Genomic DNA, 16,831 nt, shown 5'->3' on the forward strand with positions numbered 1-16,831 from the left:
CGCTATGGCTCTTCAAGGTGGCGGAGTTTGGGGGTGCGCGCCGCCGATCCAGATGAGCATGTTCCCGATGTCGTATGGCAGACCGGGAGATATGTGCCAGAGGAGACTCAGGTAAATATTGAACTCCATCCGGCCGGTCACGTTCGTGGTCGCGGTGTGCGGGTATCGCTCAGCAAGGACCCAGCGAGTCAACGACTCCTCCGTGGAGCGGACAAATCCAAATTCCCTAGCGAATACCGGGAGCTGCTCGATGTGGACCACTCGGCCGTGCTGGTCGTCGAGGTGGGCGAGGTAGGCGCGCAGATCCTCGATGCGCACCGCGCGCCAGTAGTCGAACAGATTCATGCGCACGAATGGATCACCTCGCAATGGGAATTCCAGCACGTAGCGGATGAGCGCCGGGTAGAACGAGAAGCCGCCGGTGACGGGGACGCGTTCGATCACGGCGTCGGTGTAGCCAAATTGGCGAAGGCTCTCCGCGCTGTGCGTCCTGGCTTGGTGCGGAAAGTCGATGAACCATGCGCGGGAGATGTCGATCTCGGGCGACATCTCGGCATCGACGGCGAACTCGATCAGTGCAGGGTCAGTCGGGCCGTCCCAGCCGTCGATCTCGAAGGGGGCGGTCTCGCCGGGCTGTACCGACAACGGCCAATGCCACGACTTGCCGTCTGCGGTGACCGTGGCGCCGTATGCGAACAGGCTGCGGGACCAGTTGCGCACCAGGCCGCGCAGCACCCCGTCGCGCACCTTGACCGACTCCGCCAGGACCCTCACTGCGTCCACAGGCGCGTCGGCGGGAGCGAACCGGGTCTCTCTGTAGTCGGAATGAAATAGCGAGAAGGTGCCGAACGCGTGCGCCGCGCCGTACAGCGTGTCCTTCCACCGATCGTTCTCGGCCTCGACGGACTGCTCGGACTGCTCGCGGGCTTCGAGGGCGGTCTCGGCATAGCCCAAGCTCCCGTGCGACGCGACCCAGCCGTAGCGGTGCGTGGGAGCGTCGGGGTCTGGCGGCGGCCCTTCGCAGCCCATCTGGGGGCGCATGTCCTGGAGGCGGTTGTAGTCCTGCAGGCGTAACAGTCCCCCGGTCTGGTAGGGCACATGCATGATCGCCTCATAGGCTTGGCGGTCGTCGCACATGTCGAACGCGCGGCCCCACACCGCCTCGAGCCTCAGATCGGGACGTCTAGGCCGGTGCACCGGACCCAAGACGTCCTCCTCTTGGGCGGGCACTCGCAAATCGGCCGCCTCCTCAAGACGCCCGGGACGGAAGTCGAAGTACTCGTCCCTGCGGGGCGCGTAGTCTCCCGATGGGCGTACCTGCGCCAAGTGCTCTCTGACGGGTTCGGAAACTGTGGCTTGGGACTGTGCCGTCTCGGCGGCTGTCGTGGCGACCGGACCCGACTCCGGGGTCGCCGGCGCGCTGGACGGCGGCGGCGGCGTGCTGGCTACTGGGGGCAGCCGCGGCTCCGCAGCGGGATCGTTCCCGGTGCAGCCAGCCGACACCGCCATCAGCACGGCCGCCGCCACCAGCTGCCGACGCGGCCTGCTTGGGTTCATGGCAGGTACACCGGGTCCTCGCGTGTGCGGTTCGTCAAGTGCGCCGCAGCGAACACGTTCACCAGGCTGTCGCTGTTCACCGGCCACCAGCTGCAAGTGTGGCGGACCCTCGGCGGTGTGCCCTCCGCGAGGCACACCTGAACCTGCAGTTGCCGACTCTGGGCGGTCGAGCCGCTGCCGAAGGTGTAGCTGGTCTGCTGCCACGGGTAGTCCGCGTCGCGAACGCCGGCACTGTCGGGCACGGCCTTGAACCATGTCGTGGTCGAGCCCGGCAGGAACGCTGCGGGGAACACCGCGAACTTCGTGCCGACCCTGTTCTCTACGTAGGTGAACGACAGGAACGGCGCTGCGAGCGGTGTGCGCGACCGGTACCGCTCCCCGGTGTCGGGATCGGTCTTCCACAGGTCCGTGTTGTCGGCCTCGGGGTCGTACACCTGCATGGCGCCTTGCCGGTTGCCGGGGTTGAAGAACCAGCAGTCGAACGCAGCGCCCGTGTCACCCCAACGGCAGTTCAGGTCGATCACCCCGCCCGAGGGGCTGTAGTCACGCAGATAACCGTCCACCGGGCCCTCGCCCATGTAGCGCTGAGAGGTCACCAGCAGGTCATCGCGCTCGATGTCGTACATCTTCAGATACGTATTGTCCCGGCACGTCTGGGTCCCGGACTCCCCAAGGCAGCCGAACCACGGTTTGTACACTTTGGCCAGCTCCCCCAAGAACGTTGCCGTGTTCCCCGCGTCGGCACCGCACAGGGTCGCCAGCAGCCGCTCCGCGACCAGTGTCCCGCCGATGCGGGTGTCTGCCCGCTCGCCGTGATCCAGCGCCAGCACCGGTGCGAGGTCGCCGTCGACGGCGAAGGTGTCGTCGATCTGCCACGAGCCCACCCCAGGATGCCAGAACGCTCGAGCGGGCCCCGAGGTCTGCGAGTTGGCCGAGTACAGCCGGTAGTTGCGCGGTTGGATCTCGCCTCTCTGGCGGACGACGTCCTTGCGGGACAGCGCCATCGGCGAACGCGCCAACAGGCGCGTTGGGTCGCCGTTGGCGTCGAAGGCCGGGTTCTCCCAATACGGGATCGCGAGCATCACCGCCGCAAGGCGATGCACGCTCATGTTCACGCACTCCCGGCGCGTTCGGGTCTCGAACCTCGACTTGCCCGTATAGGCAGCGTGAACGGTGGCCGCCAAGGCCCCCGGAGTCACCCGGTACAGCGGCCCCTCGTCAAGCGCCGCGCCCGCGTCCTCGCGCGGATTGCTCTGCAACGACGCTGACACACACAGCTGCTCACTGCTCGGGCTCACCACCATGCCGAGACCGCACACCGCGTCAACCGAGAACTCATAGCCCGATGTCACTGACACCACAGATGTCGCAGACCGAACCTGCCGAGCGCCTCGAGTCGCCGAACCCCCTGCGCCGCTTGCGCCATTCGAAGCCGCAACGGTGGTTCGCGTCACGCTCAAGCCGTGCGTATCGACTAGCGGCACAGCCAGCGACAGCGACACCTCGCCTCCAGACGCGGATATGCCGATATCCAGCAGATCCGCCAGATAATCGATATCGCCCGAACGGGACTGCAACCCGATCCTTGCGTCGCTGGGCCAGTAGTTGAAGTGGATGGTGGTGTGCTGGTCGACGGTGGCGTCGACGGTCTGGGCGAGGCCGCTGATGGGGACGGTGACGGTGAGGGTGTAGTCGCCGGTGCTGGTGGTGCCGGTGTGCGTGGCGGCGGTGGTCTCGATGGTGTAGGTGCCGGGGTCGAGGTGGACGCCTTGGATCTGGGCTGCGGTGGCGGTGCCGCTGTCGTTGTCCTGGGCGAGGACTGTGCCGGTGCTGGTGTGTCCTGACAGGAGCAGCAGATAGGGGTCCAGGCTGCTGGTGGTGGCTTTGGCGAGGTCGATGTCGATCCATGCGGGGGCGTCGAGGGTGAACGTGTACCAGCGTGCAGACGGCCGGCTGGTGCCGCTGCCGCGATGGGTCGAGGTGCATCCCTCGACGGCCGCGACGGTGCCGGTGCGCACATGCCGGCCCGCCGTCAGGGTGCCCAGATCGTCGGTGCATGCCGCGCCGGCGCCCCCGACAGCGACCACGGTGAGCGTGTAGTCGCCGGTGCGGCGGCTGCCGTAGGTGGTGGCCTCGATCGTGTAGTGCCCCGGCGCGAGCTCCACCGCGGACAGCCGCGAGTTGTGGCGGTGGGTGCCGTGCCCGGAGCCGACGTCGTCGTTGCGGCCCAAAACGGTGCCCGTCCCGTCGCTGCTGTGGCCTTCCAGCAGCAACAGGTAGGTGTCGAGCCGGCTGGTGTTCGCCGCTGCCGACGCCAGATCGATCTGCACCCGCAACGGGGAGGCCACCGTGAAGGTATGACGGCGCGCGTAGCGGCTTGTGGACGTGCCCCCGTCGCTGAAGCGCTGCGGCGAGGTGCATCCCGAAACGGCCGCGATCGTCCCACTGCGCGTCGTGGTGCCCACCGCGAGCGTGCCCATGTGCTCAGCGCAACTGTCAGCGGCCCGAGCTGAGAACGCCACCGAGGCAGTGCCGTCCCCATGGCCGGAGTGAGTGCACGTCACGGTCACATCTGCTGAGGACCCCACCGGCACCCCCAAGCTTGCGGTACGGGCCCCGCCGGCGCCCGCCGTGATCGTGGGGGTGCCGGCCGTCGCGGTCGCGGTGCATGACGCCGCGGCAGGGTCGACGCTGAAGTCGTCTGTCACCGTGACGGTGCCGGTGCCTGTCTTGGTCGTATCGGACAGATCCGTGATCTGGACTTCGTCCTGGCAATCGGCGTTCACCGCGGTGAGGTGGCTGGCGGCTGCGGGCAAGCTCACGGTGAGCGTCGCCGTGCCGTCCGCGGTGCACGACAGCGTCACCGTGCCCGTGCGCCGCCAGCTACCCAGCGACCCGTCGGGCGCGATCAGCGGGCTGGGGCGCTGGGACTGGGTGCTGCGGACCCGGCTGACACCCCCGCTGGTGGTCCATCCCAACGACGGCCCGTTGGCGCTCGCATCGGCAGTGGCCGACAGCACCAGCGTCGTGCCGTCGGTCATGTCGCAGTCCAACGCCGCATTCACGCCCGCCGGCGTCGTCGCCGAAGCAGCACACGCCCCTCCCGATGTCGCTGTCACCGTGACCGATGTCACTGCGCCTGCGTGGGTGAACACCACATCGTCGACGCCGTCGGCGTAGCCGTCGTTGGTACAGACCACGGTGATCGTCGTCGCTGCCGGCGTCGTGAAGGTGGCGCTGAGGACGCGGTCGCCTGCGGCGCCGCCTTGGGGCGTGGTGGCAGTGCCTACCGGCGCGGCGGTGCATTCGGCCGTCGCGGGGCTGACGGTGAAGGTGTCGCTGACGGTGACAGCGCTGGTGCCGGACTCTGTGGCGTCGTCGAGGCCGGTGATCTCGACCGGGTCGACACAGTCGACGTCCAGCCGGGTGGTGTGGGTGTCGGCGCTGCCCGAGGGCCCCGCCGTGGCCGTCAGGGTCACGGTGCCGTCCGCGGTGCACGACAGATCCGCGGTCGCGGTGGTCTGCCAGTCGCCGGTCGCGACGTTGTCGGGACCGAGGATCGCCGTGGCTGCCGGCGTCGCGGCGGCAGCGACCGACGCGCTGCCGGTCGCAGCCCACGCCAGACCGATCGTGGCGTGGTTCGCTATCGCGGTGGCAGCAACGGCCGCGGTCTGGCCGTTGACGATCTCGCACTCCAGCACAGCGTCCACGCCCTGGGGCGCAGCGTCGGTGTCGGGCTCGCACGCGTCGCGCGACGACACCGTGACCGACCTGACCGCCGAGTCGAGCACGACGCTGACGCTCAGGTCGTAGTCGCCGGTGCGTCCTGAGCCGAACGTGGTGGCCTCGATCGTGTAGTCGCCGGCAGCGAGCCGCTTGTTGGCGATGCGCGAGTCCCGGCTGCCGCCGCCACGGTCGTCGTTGCGGCCCTCGACGGTGCCGGTGCCGTCGCTACTGTGGCCTCGCAGCAGCAGCAGGTAAGTGTCGAGCCTGGATGCGTTCGACGACGCCGAGCCCAAGTCGACGGTGACCGTCGCGGGGGCGTCGAGGGTGAATGTGTGCCGACGCGCGTAGTACGTGTTCGTGCTGCTCGTTCGGCGCTGGGGCGACGTGCACGACGCATTGGCCGCAATCGTCCCTGAACGGGATGTGACGCCCTCAGCGAGACTGCCCAACGGATCATCGCACGGGTCGGATGCAACGGCGCAGTCCACGCCGATGGGGACGGCCTTGGTGACGGCACCAGCAGTGACTGTCACCGTGACGGTGCCGTCCGCTGTGCACGACAGGGCCGCGGTCGAGGTGCGCGAGAACCCCACCCCCGGCACCGGGGACACCGCTGTGTGGGTCAGCGTTCCCACCGACGCGCCGCCCGAGCCCGCCCACGCCAGCGACAGCCCGTCGTGAGCGCCCTGCGCGGTGGCGGTCACCGCCAAGGTGCCGCCCTGAGGCACGGTGCACGAATAGCCCGCCGAAGCAGTCCCGGTGCATGCCGTGCCCGATGCGACCGTGACCGAGCTGATCGCCACTTTGCCCGACAGGGTGGCTGTGTCTTCGGTGGCTGTGCGGCCCGGCGCGTCGCAGTTCACCGTGACTTCGTGGCTGAACGGCGCCGCCAGTGCGAGGCTCACTTTGCGCTTGTCCGCGGCTGTGCCCGCCGCCACCGAAGGCGTGACTCCGGCAGTCGCTGTGGTGGCGGTGCAGGTGGCATCCGCCGGCTCCACGGTGAACTCGTCCTCGGCGGTCACCGTCGCCCCCGCCAAGCCGTAGCCCGTGCCGTCCCGCAGGTCGGTGATCACCACCGGCGGCTCGTCGGGCGCGATGGTGCCGGTGAGGGTGAACGCGCCGGTGACGCCCGCTGCCGACGTGGTGACCTCGACGGTGTAGGTGGTCTCGGCCGCCAGGGCGACGTCGGTGACCTTCGCGTCGGTGCCGGCGCCCGAATCGTCGTCGGAGTCCACTTCGGTGACGCTGGTGCCCGAGCCCGACAGCACATAGATGAACGCGTCGGCGTCGGACGACGACGCCGTGAACGTCGCGGTGGACGCCGCCGAGACCCGCAGCGAGAACCGGCGCGCGTAGTGCAACGACTGCGCGTCGCCCTTGCGCAGCGAAGTGCAGCCCGTCGCCAGCGTGCCCGAGCGAGACACAGCCCCCGCTCCCAGCGTGCCCAGGTCGTCGACGCAGCCCGCGCCGATCGGCGTGGCGGTGGGCGGACCGAGGGTGGTGCGCGAGCAGCGCCCACCCCCAGCAGAATCGTAACCGTCGGGGCACGACACGTCCGGCGGGTCCCCCACCACCGTCGTCAGCGGCGCGGTCGGGTCCGTGTAGGTGGTGTTCTCGCACTTCCCGCTGCTGCCGTTCCAGGTGAAGCCCGTGTCGCAGGAGCGATCGGCTTGTCCGGTGCGGCTCGTGACCGGAGTGCTGCCGGTTGGATCCCACCGCGTCGACGCCGTGTCGGACTCGCACTGGGAGCCGTTGTCGGACCAGCCCGACGGGCACGAACTCGTCGCCGGGTCATAGCGGTACCTCGTCGGCGTGCTGCCCGTGGCCACCCACCGCGTCGACGCCGTGTCGGACTCGCACAGGGAGCCGTTGTCGGACCAGCCCGACGGGCACGAACTCGTCGCCGGGTCATAGCGGTACCTCGTCGGCGTGCTGCCCGTGGCCACCCACCGCGTCGACGCCGTGTCGGACTCGCACTGGGAGCCATTGTCGGACCAGCCCGACGGGCACGAACTCGTCGCCGGCTCGTACCGGTACCTCGTCGGCGTGCTGCCCGTGGCCACCCACCGCGTCGACGGGCTGTTGGCGGTGCAGCCGGTCCCGTCGGCCGAATAGCCCGACGCGCACGACTCGATCACCGCGGCAGTCAGCGTGCGGGTGCGGGTCTCGTACCAGCACTGCTGGCCCGCGATCGGGTCATAGCTGCACACCCGCTCCTGGTACGTCTCGGTCTTGGTGCACGTGCGCGACCCGCCCGAGGTGCCCAGCGTGTAGGTCGACGGGCACGAATAATCATAGGGCCGCGAGTTGTAATAGCTCTCGGACTCATAGCAGCCGTTGCTGCGGTAGGTCTCCCCGTCGGGGCACGTCGGCGGGTTGAGCGTGATCCTGCACTGGTAGCTCACGCCGTGATCGCCCGAATTCGTTATCCGCGTGCCCTCGCTGCACGACCACGTGTAGCCGCGGGTCCGGTAGTAGGTCTGCTGCTCCTCGCAGCGATTGTTCCGCCAGGTCTCGCCGGCGGGGCACACCGGCGGGTTGAGCGTGACCCGGCACGAACGGGTCACGCCGTGATCGCCCGAGGACGTCACCAGCGTGCCCGAGCTGCACGACCACGTGTAATCACGGGTTGGGTAGTACTCCTGCTGGGTCTCGCAGCGATTATTGCGATAGGTCTCACCGTCGGGACACGTCAGCGACCCCAGCGTCACCCGGCACGAATAGCTGTAGCCGGGATCCAAGAACGTCGACACCAGCGTGCCCTCGCTGCAGGTCCACGTGTAGTCGGCGGTCTCGTAGAACGACACCTCCTCGTAGCAGCCGCTGCTGGGAGTCGTGCGGTAGCTCTCCTCGTCGGGGCACTCGGGCGGATCGACCGTGATCCGGCACGAGTACGTGTAGCCCGGATCCACGAACGTCGACACCAGCGTGCCCTCGCTGCAGGTCCAGTTCGCGTTCCGCTGCTCGGTGTTCTCGGTTTGGCACTGACCTTGGTGCAGTACCTTGTCGCCCGTGCAGTACGCCGGTACCGTCTTCTGGCAGCTATGAGACGCCCCATGCTCGCCGATCGCGCTCACCAGCTCATAGCCGTCAGCGGCCTGGGGACAGACGCGGTCCTGCTCGACGTAGTCCGTGGCGGGGGTCTTGCACAGCCCCTCGTGGAGCACCATGCCCGCCGGGCAACTCAACCCGGGTGTTCCCGAGGCTGCGGCAGCACCGGCTTCGTCGGCGAGGCTGTTCCATTCGACCCCGAGTTCTTCAGTGCCGTCGCCGTCGCTGTCGGCTCGTTCAAGCCAGGGGACCGCACCTACGCCGGAAACGACCGAGGTCGCGACGAGGGTCGCGAGCACCAGCCGCGACGCCCAGCCCAGCCGGCCGACGCGCCGCTGTCGCGCGCGGGTCGCGCGGCGGGGCGGGGAATTGCTATTAACCCCCCCCCCCCGCAAATCCGTCGGTCGTCTGGCGGGTCGGGGTCATGAGCGAGGCAACGTAGCCCCCGACAGCATCTCTGTCAACAACCGAAATCTGCTCGGCTTCAGCTTCAGCTGGATCCGGGCGGCGGCTTTCTTCGATGCGTGAGGAGGCCGAAGCGCCGTCTGCCTCGGCGGGGACTGGCGGGGCCGCCACGCCGGCGAGGACGCGCCGGCGGCTGCCGCGTGCGGCGAAACGCGCCCTTGTCGGACTCGGCGGATCGGCGCTGATGGCAGCCAGCATCGCGGGGTTCTGGGCGACCGCAGCGGCCTTCGACGAGCGCATCGCGGTGGTGGTGACAGCCCGGGATCTTCCCCAGGGCCATGTGCTCAGTGCGACCGATCTGGCGCAGGCTGAGGTGATGCTGGGCGACGTCCCGCACATCCCGTGGACCCGCAGCGCGCCCGAGACGCTGGCCGGCCTCGCGGTCAGGTACGCATTGCCTGCCGGGTCGCTGGTGGGCGCCCACTTGCTGGTCGAGCCGTCGGCCGGCGCTTTCGGTGACGCACTCGAGGTGGTGGTGCCGCTCGACACCAGCTTGGTGCCTTCTGGTGTGCACGAGGGCGATGTGGTGCTGCTGGTGGACCCCGGTGCGGCGCCGTCGCACGAACGGGCGGGGCGGCCCCGATCAGTCATCCGCACGCTCGAGCTCGCCGCCTTCGACGGCTCCGCGATGCGCCTGTTCGTGCCGCCTGCGGAGTGGGTGTGGTGGCGAGCGCTGCCCGCAGAGCTTGGCGCACCGCCGATGGCGCTGCCGGTGCCACTGGGCGGCGACGCTGCAGCGCTGGCTGCTGATCTCGACGAGTTGTGGGCAGCCTCCTATGAGCAGGAGGCCGCCGCGCTGCAGCCCTTCGGCGGCCGATGGCGCGACCAAGCAGCGCCCGGCGAGCTCGAAGTGCTGACGCCGGTGGATCTGAGCCTTGCTCCTTCGGGCATCGCGGAGGGCGACCTCGCGTTGCTGATCGATCCTGGTGCGCCCCGCGGCAGCGCGGGCGGCGGGCGGCCCCGCTCGGTGCTGCGCGCCGTGCGGCTGGAGCACTACGAGGACGGTGTGCTGGGCGTCTGGGCCCAACCCGCCGAATGGGTGTGGTGGAAATCGCTGCCTCAACAGCTGGGCGCAGCGCCCATGGTGCTGCGGGTCCCCCAGGGCACTGACACCGACGCCACGGCTCGCAGCCTCGATGAGGAGTGGCAGCAGGCGTGGGAGGAGCGCTGATGCTGGCCGTGCGCGACACCGAGGGCGCGAGCCTGGCCGCGCCCGGGCTCGATGCCGGAGCAGTGGCGACGGCCATCGCCCGCTCGTGGGCTGACGCCGGCCGGGACGTGCTGCTGGTGGACGCGGACGCGCACGGCACCGGCCTCAGTGGACGCATCGGCGTTGCGGCCCGCTTGGCGCTGCAACCCGCGCAGCGGGGCCTGCCGTCGCTCATCGCCTCGCGCTCATCGCTCAGTGCCGAGATCGTCGTCCGCCATTGCTGGCTGCTGCCGACCGAGGGCGGCGGCTCGGTGCATCTGCTGGGAGCACCGGCTCATCCCGACGGGGCACGTCGCACGGCAGGCTGGCTGGCGGACCGCTCCGGGGAGCTGGCGGGGCTGGCAGACCGTTGGGCGGTCATCGTGTCGATGCCCGGGCCGACGGCACCCTCATATGAGCCGCTGATGCACGCCGCTTCGCAGCGCTTGGTACTGGCCGTAGCACCAGGCACCGCCCCTCCGGGCGGGCTTCGCGCCGTGCTTGCCGCATTCTGGCTGCGCTTCACGCCCGACCCCGAAGTCAGGATGCTCTCCGCTCGGCCCGAAGGGACCGGCCCGGAAGGCCTGAGGGCGAATGCGCCGACTGTGGGAACGAGCGCGCCGCTCATCGGCGGCACCAGGCGGGCGCGCCCAGCGGCACTGCTGGGCGCACGCCCACGTCACCGCGACCGAGTGCTGCTGGAAGCGCTCACAGGCGTCGCCGAGCGCTTGGGGGCCGCGGCCGATCGCTCTGAGGAACCGGCGAGGCACTGGGCCGGCACCAACGGGCTGGCAGCGGAGCGATGCGTCACCACAGATACGGCGGCCGCCGGCAGCCGGACACCGGACAGATCGCCGGCGGGGGCGACCTCGTGAGCCTAGCGGCGTCGATCTGGAGCGAGGTGCTCGCCGAGGTGCAGAGCTACCGGCTGGACGCGACCGAGCCGCTGCCCGCAGTCGCCGACGCGTGCCGGCAGATCGCGGCAGACATCACCCGAGGGCGCGAGGCGGAGGCGCTGGATGCGCGTGGCGAATCGCTGAGCGACGACGACACATCGTGGCTGGACAGCCAGCTCGAAGAGCTGCTGGGCACCGGCCCGCTCGAAGGCTTCCTGCGCCGCGACGACGTGGAGAACATCTGGCTGTTCGGCCCGCACCTGGGCGTGCTGGGCCTGTCCGGAGGCCGCCAAGAAACGATCGCAGAGCCGCCGTTCGCGGACGCCGACGAGATGATCGGGTTCATTGCCCACCTGGCGGTCACCCACGGGCAGACCGGGCGGCGCTTCGATGCGTCCGCGCCGCTGCTGGACCTGCGCCTGCGCACCGGAGAGCGGATGTTCGCGGCGATGGAGGTGTGCGGCACCCCGTATCTCACCGTCAGGTGCCACCGCCACCGGCTGATCCGCCTTGGCGACCTGGCGGCAGGCGGCTCGCTGAGCACAGATGCCGCCGAGTTCCTCGCGGCGGCGGTGCGGCCCCCTGGCCCGGCCAATGTGCTCATCTGCGGAGCGCTCGGCTCGGGCAAGACCACGCTGCTTCGAGCACTGCTGGGCGAGATCGCACCCCATGAGGTGGTGTGCACCCTGGAGCAGACCTTCGAGCTGTTCCTCGACGAGACACACCCGTACACGTTCGCAGCCGAGACCCGTGAGCCCAACAGCGACGGCGAAGGCGAGATCACCATGGAAGAGCTCGCCCGGCGCTCCCTGCGCTCGGGCGCCGACCGCGTGATCGTCGGGGAGCTGCGCGGACCCGAGGCAGCCACGTTCCTGTCCGCGTGCGGCACCGGCTCGGACGGCTCCATGGCCACCATTCACGCGTCGTCGCCCCGCCAGGCGCTCACGCGTCTCGTGCGCTACTGCATGGGATCGGGCCTGGCCGGGGCGCAGTCCGCGCTGGTCCAAGAAGCAGCCGACGTGGTCCATCTCGTCGTGCACATGGGCAGCGACCCCCGTACCGGCTTCCGCGGCGTCCGCCAGATCACCGAGGTGCTCGGCGCTCCCGGCGACCGATTCGAGGCCCACGACATCTACGCGCGGCCTAGGCGCACCGGCCCGCTCGAGCCGGTCGGCCGTCCCCGCAGCCCCGAGCTCGCCGAGCGCCTCGCCGAGGGCGGCCTCGACGTCACGACGTGGCCCGAGGACGCTGGCCTGCGATGACAGGCGTCGTGGGCTTCGGGAGGCTGTGGGTTGTTCAAGCCGTCGCCGCAGCCGGCGGCGTCGGCGGCGGCTTGTGGGCGACCCGGCTGTGGGGCATGGCGGTGCTCGCCGGGGGCCTGGGGATGCTGCTCCCGCCGTTCGTCGCTGCACCGGCGCGGCGCCGTCGCCAGACCGCCGAGGCGCTGGCATGGCAGACCTGGACACGGCAGATCGCCGAACTGGCCCGCTCCGGCGCGGGGCTCGGGGACGCGCTGGCGGCCAGCACCGAGCACGCTCCGCCCCAGATCGCCGCCACCGTGAGCCGCGCCGCTCGAACTGCCCGTCTAACGGGCCTGCGGGCAGCAACCGATGAGCTCGCCGCAGGCGGGAGGGTGTGGGAGCCCGAAGCGGCCGCCGGGCTGCGCATCGCGGCGTCATCGGGCGGGCCGCTGGCCGGACCGCTCAGCGACCTTGCCGGACGCATCGGCGACATCGTTGCTTTGCACCGCGCACGCACCGAGGCCGTTGTGCAGCTGTGGACACAGACCATTGCGCTGCTCGCACTGGCCGCGGGCGTCGTGACGCTGATGTACCGCAACAACCCCGCCTACTTCGAGCCCTACCGCACACCCACCGGCCAAGCGGTGCTGCTGCTCATCGCCTTCGTGCTCCTCGGTGCCACAGCATTCTTGGTCCGCCATTCGGTCGTCCGTGCCGAGCCGTCGGTGCTTGTCGCCCCCAAGCGCGCCAGGCGCGCCCCGGATCCGCTGTGAACGCGACGGTGGCGGCAGTGCTCGGCGGAGCGGCCTTCGCCTGCGGGGCTGCGCTCGTGGTCGCCGCAGGTGCCGGAAGACCGACGCGGATGTCGCTGCGTGCTGCGACAAGCCACGTGTGGGACTTGCTCCCCGCGCCGAAACCTGGCCGGGCCAGCGATCTGCTGCTCGCGGGAGTGACTTATCAGGCGTACTTGACGCAGCGCGTTGCCGGCCTGGTGGGAGGGCTGGCTGCGGGCGCCGTTGCGGCAGCGTGGTGGACCAGCACCGCTACCGCGGCGGTCGCCGCTGTGGCGCTGTGCACGCTAGTGGGATGGCTGGTGCCCTACCAAGGGGTCAAAGACGCTGCCAAACGCTCTCGCGTCGAGCTCGACCAAGTCGTCCGGCTGTGGATCGTGCTTGCTGCGCAGCAAGTCGCTGCCGGCGCCGAGCCAGCCAACGCGATGCTGATCGCCGCTCAGGCCGGTAGGCGTCCCACTTGGCGGCTGTTGCATCGGCACCTTGTGGGCGCGCAGAACGAGCGCCGGCCGGCATCGGATGGCTTGAGCGAACTCGTCGAGCGCTACGGGCTGGTGAGTCTTACCCAGGCGGTCGGCGCGTTCGGGCTTGCTGCCCGCCGCGGCACCCGCATGGCGGACGCCGTCCTAGCCGCTGCCGACAACCTGTGGCGCGACACCATGCAGCGCGAACGCGAAGCCGCCGAGCGGCGCAACCAGATCATCGTCCTGCCGGCCACGGCCGTCGCGTTGGCGCTCGCGGCGATCCTCATCTATCCCCCGTTCGTGTCGCTCACCGGCGGCATCGTCGCGAACGCTCCCTGACCGATGGTGCCGCTCACCGAACGCCCGAGTGCGCAACAGACCGAGCGCTCGGGTGCACCTCGGACTGCTGCTAGCCGTGACATGGCAGGGCTCGCGACGCTGGAGTGGCTGCTCGTCATTGCGGCCGCGGGCGGATTCGCCGCGGCGATGGCCGTCGGATTCCAAAACCTCATCGACGACGCCAGCTACGTGAATCGAGACGCCGACACCAGGCTCATCAATGCAGGCGTCGCAGCGGCCCGCATCTCCGGCAATGCGGCGGCCCAACTGATCGCGCTGGAAACCTCAGACGGCGATGCTGAACGTTCGGCTTCCGCGACCGCAGCGCTGGTCGCGCTCGAACGGCAATGCGAAGCCCTCGAATCTGCCTACGCCGACGCGATCAGCGACGCCGAATGGACTTGGCTGAAGGTGCCCGTCGAGATCCCTGCTCCGGTCCAGACTGCAGTGCCGGTCACCGAGCCGTCGCCGACCACTGCGGTCGTCGTCACCACTCAGTCCCCCCAAACGCCCCACACGACGCCTGCTGCGGACGGCGAAGACCCGACGCACACTTCCGGGCGCTGGGTGTGCCAGATCCGCCATCGAGCACCATGACCGTGGCTCAGCACTCAGGCAGATCGGCGGGCACCGACGGCAGGCCGCCGTCGTCAACACCGATCGACTCGGAGGCCGCCGGCGGCACCAGCACGGCTGGGCCGGCTGCTGCGGCATGGACCCGATCCAGCCGACCCGGCCACAGGGCGCTGAACGGCCCGAACACATCGCCCGACACCGTCACGCGAACCCAGCCCGGCTCGCCCGGACCCGGCCGCAGAACCGAGCGGGCGCCGCTATGGCACCAATCGCTGCGAACCGTCACCGCACCCGGTGTCCACCAGCGCCACCCTCCGGCGCTGCCCGACGCCGCCTGCGCGACTGCGTCGTGGGCGGCCGCCGACATCACGGCCGCACGCGGGTGCGGCTCGCTGCCGGTGTGCAGGCTGCCGTCGTCGGCGTACGCCAAGCCCGCATCGCCGACCGCCTCCCAGACCGCGCGCAGGCCCTCCGAGGCCGCTGCGTCGGCCTGCGCCCGCGCGCCGGCAACCAAGAACGCTTGTGCCGCGAGGAGCAACAGGAGCACGACAATCCCCGGCCACAGAATCAGCAGCGGCAGGACCTCGCCGCGCTCATCGCTGCGGGCGTCAGGAGACTGCCGGTGAGCGCACACGCCCGGCGGGCGACGCAGACGAGGCGCAGCCGCGACGAGGCGGGAGGCGCCGTGACCCTGCTGGTGATGCTGATGGTGCCGGTCTGCGTGTTCGCAGCCGTGGTGGCTGCGGCCGTACCGCGACGGCTCGCAGCTGAATCCGCAGCTGATGCCGCTGCCGAGAACCTTGCATCGCTTGCCGTCGCATGGCGCGACGCCCAAGGCCGCGACCACGGGCCTGTCGGCTGGTTCTTCCCTGACTGTGCCCCCTTGGACCATGACACCGGGGACGGCGATCTCGCGGCGCTGGGACACAAACTCCAGCACGCCTGCGAAACGCTCACGGAGTCTCTGCTCACTGGTCTGTCGGGGAGCGGTCTCGATGGGATGACCGTCGCGGGCTTCTACAGCAGCGCGTATGCCGCATCTGCGCATGCGACGACCCCCAACGGCGACCACCCTGCCAGTCTGCCGTGTCACGCGGGAGGTCGAGCCGTCGTCGCCGATGCCGCCCACCTCGGGCTCACCGCTGACTGGGCGACAACCGATTGGGCCGCGTCGCAGGTGTGGCCACGCGGGCTTCCGATCAGCGCAGAGGCCATCGGGACGCTTCCCCTGCCCGCCGCCGCCGAAGCAACCCCACAGCCGGCCTGCGGGGACCTGCTCGACCTCGCGCCGCTCGATGCCCGCCCCGGAAACGACAACGCGGCGCGGATCTTTGCCGAATCGCTGCCCACGCGTACGGCGTTCGGCGGCTGAGCACCCGATGCGCTTCGTGACACCGATCCGGCCCCAGCGAAGACGCCTGCTGTGCAGTGCTGGGTCCAAGCCAATCCGGCCACGCCGAACGAGTCGAGGCGAACACGGCTCGTCATCGTCGCTGGAGCTGATGGCGCTCACGCCGATGCTCGCCCTGGGGGTGCTATTCATCCTGTGGGCGGGGCGCGGCGCCCGTGCCGAACTCGTCACGAGCCTCGCGGCGCAAGAGGCCGCCGTGGCCGCCGCGCTTTGCTGTAACGACGATCCCCCGAATGGACCCGCCGACGGCGGCGAGCCGAACGAGGGCACCAGCAGCGAGCCGCGCCGCGAACTCATTGCCGAAGCCGTGCTCGGCGCCCGGCCCGGTCTCGACTACCTCTGCCTGGACGGTCCCCGGCCCGCACCTGGTCGCGCCGGATTTGTCACCGAAGCCACCGCCGACCTCGCCGGCCAGCAATCAGCAGCCGGCGTGACCCGGCGAGTGCTGGTCGTCGCCACCCATGTCACCTGCGAGACCGACGGCGCCACAGCCCCTGTCCGCGGGCTGTTCGGCACCCGCACACTGCACGGGCACGGTGCCCATGTCGCAGTGTTCACGCAGGCACCCAATCCCGACGGCAAGGCACCCGACGACCCCAAGAGCGGCACACCAGACGACGAGAGCGAGACACCGTGAGCGCCGGGATCGGGATCTGGGCGGCCACCGGGGCGTGGTCACTGCTCGCCGCGCATGCAACGTGGACAGACCTGCGAAGCGCCATCATCAGCCGGCGAGCCTGCTGGGCCGCTGGCATCGCTATCGCCTCGCTGCTCGGGTGCTCGGCCATTGCACTCGGCGAGCCCAGCCGATGCACGCGCATACTCGCCAGCACGGCCGCCATTGCCGCAGTCACTGAGATCGCCTACCGCATCCGCCCGGACGCAATCGGCTATGGCGACATCCGGCTCATCATCGTCAACAGCCTGCTGCTGAGTTGGTGGGGGCCCGCATGGCCCTGGTGGGCGCTGGCGGCCGGTGCTGTCGCCGCATGGCCCCGCGCGTTCATGGTGACGCTGCGCAAAGGGCGCGGCGCAACAGTCCGCTGCGCGCCGGCGCTTGCACTGGGAACCGCACTCACCCTGGGAACACGCCTGGCCACGGTCGGACCTATCCCATGACACTCG

The 16,831-nt window shown here is 70.1% G+C and carries 12 protein-coding genes; 9 read left to right on the plus strand and 3 right to left on the minus strand.

The window, feature by feature from the left end; translation table 11 throughout:
- Positions 1 to 12 precede the first annotated feature (12 nt).
- The gene (locus tag ACOQPH_RS08235; protein WP_420624146.1) at positions 13 to 1,557 is read right to left on the minus strand and encodes a hypothetical protein; all 1,545 of its coding nucleotides are present in this window, start codon (positions 1,555 to 1,557) and stop codon (positions 13 to 15) included.
- Positions 1,554 to 8,633, minus strand: coding sequence for a hypothetical protein (locus ACOQPH_RS08240; RefSeq protein ID WP_420624147.1), 7,080 nt, complete (start codon positions 8,631 to 8,633; stop codon positions 1,554 to 1,556). Before ACOQPH_RS08240 ends, ACOQPH_RS08235 begins: the two co-directional genes overlap by 4 nt.
- A 221-nt stretch (positions 8,634 to 8,854) precedes the next feature.
- Between ACOQPH_RS08240 and ACOQPH_RS08245 the strand changes: the two genes are divergently transcribed.
- From ACOQPH_RS08245 to ACOQPH_RS08270, 6 genes are all read left to right on the plus strand, one after another.
- Entirely contained in the window at positions 8,855 to 9,970 is a 1,116-nt protein-coding gene (locus ACOQPH_RS08245; protein ID WP_420624148.1) for an SAF domain-containing protein, read from the plus strand.
- Positions 9,943 to 10,863: a hypothetical protein gene (locus ACOQPH_RS08250; protein ID WP_420624149.1), complete on the plus strand. Its 921-nt coding sequence runs from the start codon at positions 9,943 to 9,945 to the stop codon at positions 10,861 to 10,863. Before ACOQPH_RS08245 ends, ACOQPH_RS08250 begins: the two co-directional genes overlap by 28 nt.
- Positions 10,860 to 12,146 carry a CpaF family protein gene (locus ACOQPH_RS08255; protein WP_420624150.1) on the plus strand — a complete coding sequence of 429 codons (1,287 nt, stop codon included), beginning with the start codon at positions 10,860 to 10,862 and terminating at the stop codon, positions 12,144 to 12,146. Before ACOQPH_RS08250 ends, ACOQPH_RS08255 begins: the two co-directional genes overlap by 4 nt.
- Positions 12,143 to 12,898, plus strand: coding sequence for a type II secretion system F family protein (locus ACOQPH_RS08260; protein WP_420624151.1), 756 nt, complete (start codon positions 12,143 to 12,145; stop codon positions 12,896 to 12,898). The genes ACOQPH_RS08255 and ACOQPH_RS08260 overlap by 4 nt, the downstream gene beginning before the upstream one ends.
- Positions 12,895 to 13,719 (plus strand): type II secretion system F family protein, encoded by an 825-nt coding sequence (locus tag ACOQPH_RS08265; protein WP_420624152.1) that lies wholly within the window; start codon positions 12,895 to 12,897, stop codon positions 13,717 to 13,719. Before ACOQPH_RS08260 ends, ACOQPH_RS08265 begins: the two co-directional genes overlap by 4 nt.
- Positions 13,720 to 13,800: 81 nt before the next feature.
- Positions 13,801 to 14,316 carry a hypothetical protein gene (locus ACOQPH_RS08270; protein WP_420624153.1) on the plus strand — a complete coding sequence of 172 codons (516 nt, stop codon included), beginning with the start codon at positions 13,801 to 13,803 and terminating at the stop codon, positions 14,314 to 14,316.
- A 7-nt stretch (positions 14,317 to 14,323) separates the two neighbouring features.
- Here the strand turns inward: ACOQPH_RS08270 and ACOQPH_RS08275 are convergent, their stop codons facing one another.
- The gene (locus ACOQPH_RS08275) at positions 14,324 to 14,929 is read right to left on the minus strand and encodes a hypothetical protein (protein ID WP_420624154.1); all 606 of its coding nucleotides are present in this window, start codon (positions 14,927 to 14,929) and stop codon (positions 14,324 to 14,326) included.
- Here ACOQPH_RS08275 and ACOQPH_RS08280 point away from each other — a divergent pair.
- From ACOQPH_RS08280 to ACOQPH_RS08290, 3 genes are all read left to right on the plus strand, one after another.
- Complete coding sequence (locus tag ACOQPH_RS08280) at positions 14,918 to 15,667, plus strand: hypothetical protein (protein WP_420624155.1); 750 nt, start codon at positions 14,918 to 14,920, stop codon at positions 15,665 to 15,667. The two genes, ACOQPH_RS08275 and ACOQPH_RS08280, sit on opposite strands and share 12 nt — an antisense overlap.
- Positions 15,668 to 15,797: 130 nt before the next feature.
- Positions 15,798 to 16,343 (plus strand): hypothetical protein, encoded by a 546-nt coding sequence (locus ACOQPH_RS08285; protein ID WP_420624156.1) that lies wholly within the window; start codon positions 15,798 to 15,800, stop codon positions 16,341 to 16,343.
- Positions 16,340 to 16,825: a prepilin peptidase gene (locus ACOQPH_RS08290; protein WP_420624157.1), complete on the plus strand. Its 486-nt coding sequence runs from the start codon at positions 16,340 to 16,342 to the stop codon at positions 16,823 to 16,825. The genes ACOQPH_RS08285 and ACOQPH_RS08290 overlap by 4 nt, the downstream gene beginning before the upstream one ends.
- Positions 16,826 to 16,831 lie beyond the last annotated feature (6 nt).

Source organism: Candidatus Poriferisodalis sp. (genome assembly GCF_965221945.1).
Taxonomy (GTDB): domain Bacteria; phylum Actinomycetota; class Acidimicrobiia; order Acidimicrobiales; family Poriferisodalaceae; genus Poriferisodalis.

What these genes read in the sequence shown, in the direction of transcription:
- ACOQPH_RS08235 (WP_420624146.1), bottom strand. Translation starts at nt 1,557, where the DNA reads ATGAACCCAAGCAGGCCGCGTCGGCAGCTGGTGGCGGCGGCCGTGCTG.
- ACOQPH_RS08245 (WP_420624148.1), top strand. Translation starts at nt 8,855, where the DNA reads ATGCGTGAGGAGGCCGAAGCGCCGTCTGCCTCGGCGGGGACTGGCGGG.
- ACOQPH_RS08260 (WP_420624151.1), top strand. Translation starts at nt 12,143, where the DNA reads ATGACAGGCGTCGTGGGCTTCGGGAGGCTGTGGGTTGTTCAAGCCGTC.
- ACOQPH_RS08270 (WP_420624153.1), top strand. Translation starts at nt 13,801, where the DNA reads ATGGCAGGGCTCGCGACGCTGGAGTGGCTGCTCGTCATTGCGGCCGCG.
- ACOQPH_RS08285 (WP_420624156.1), top strand. Translation starts at nt 15,798, where the DNA reads ATGGCGCTCACGCCGATGCTCGCCCTGGGGGTGCTATTCATCCTGTGG.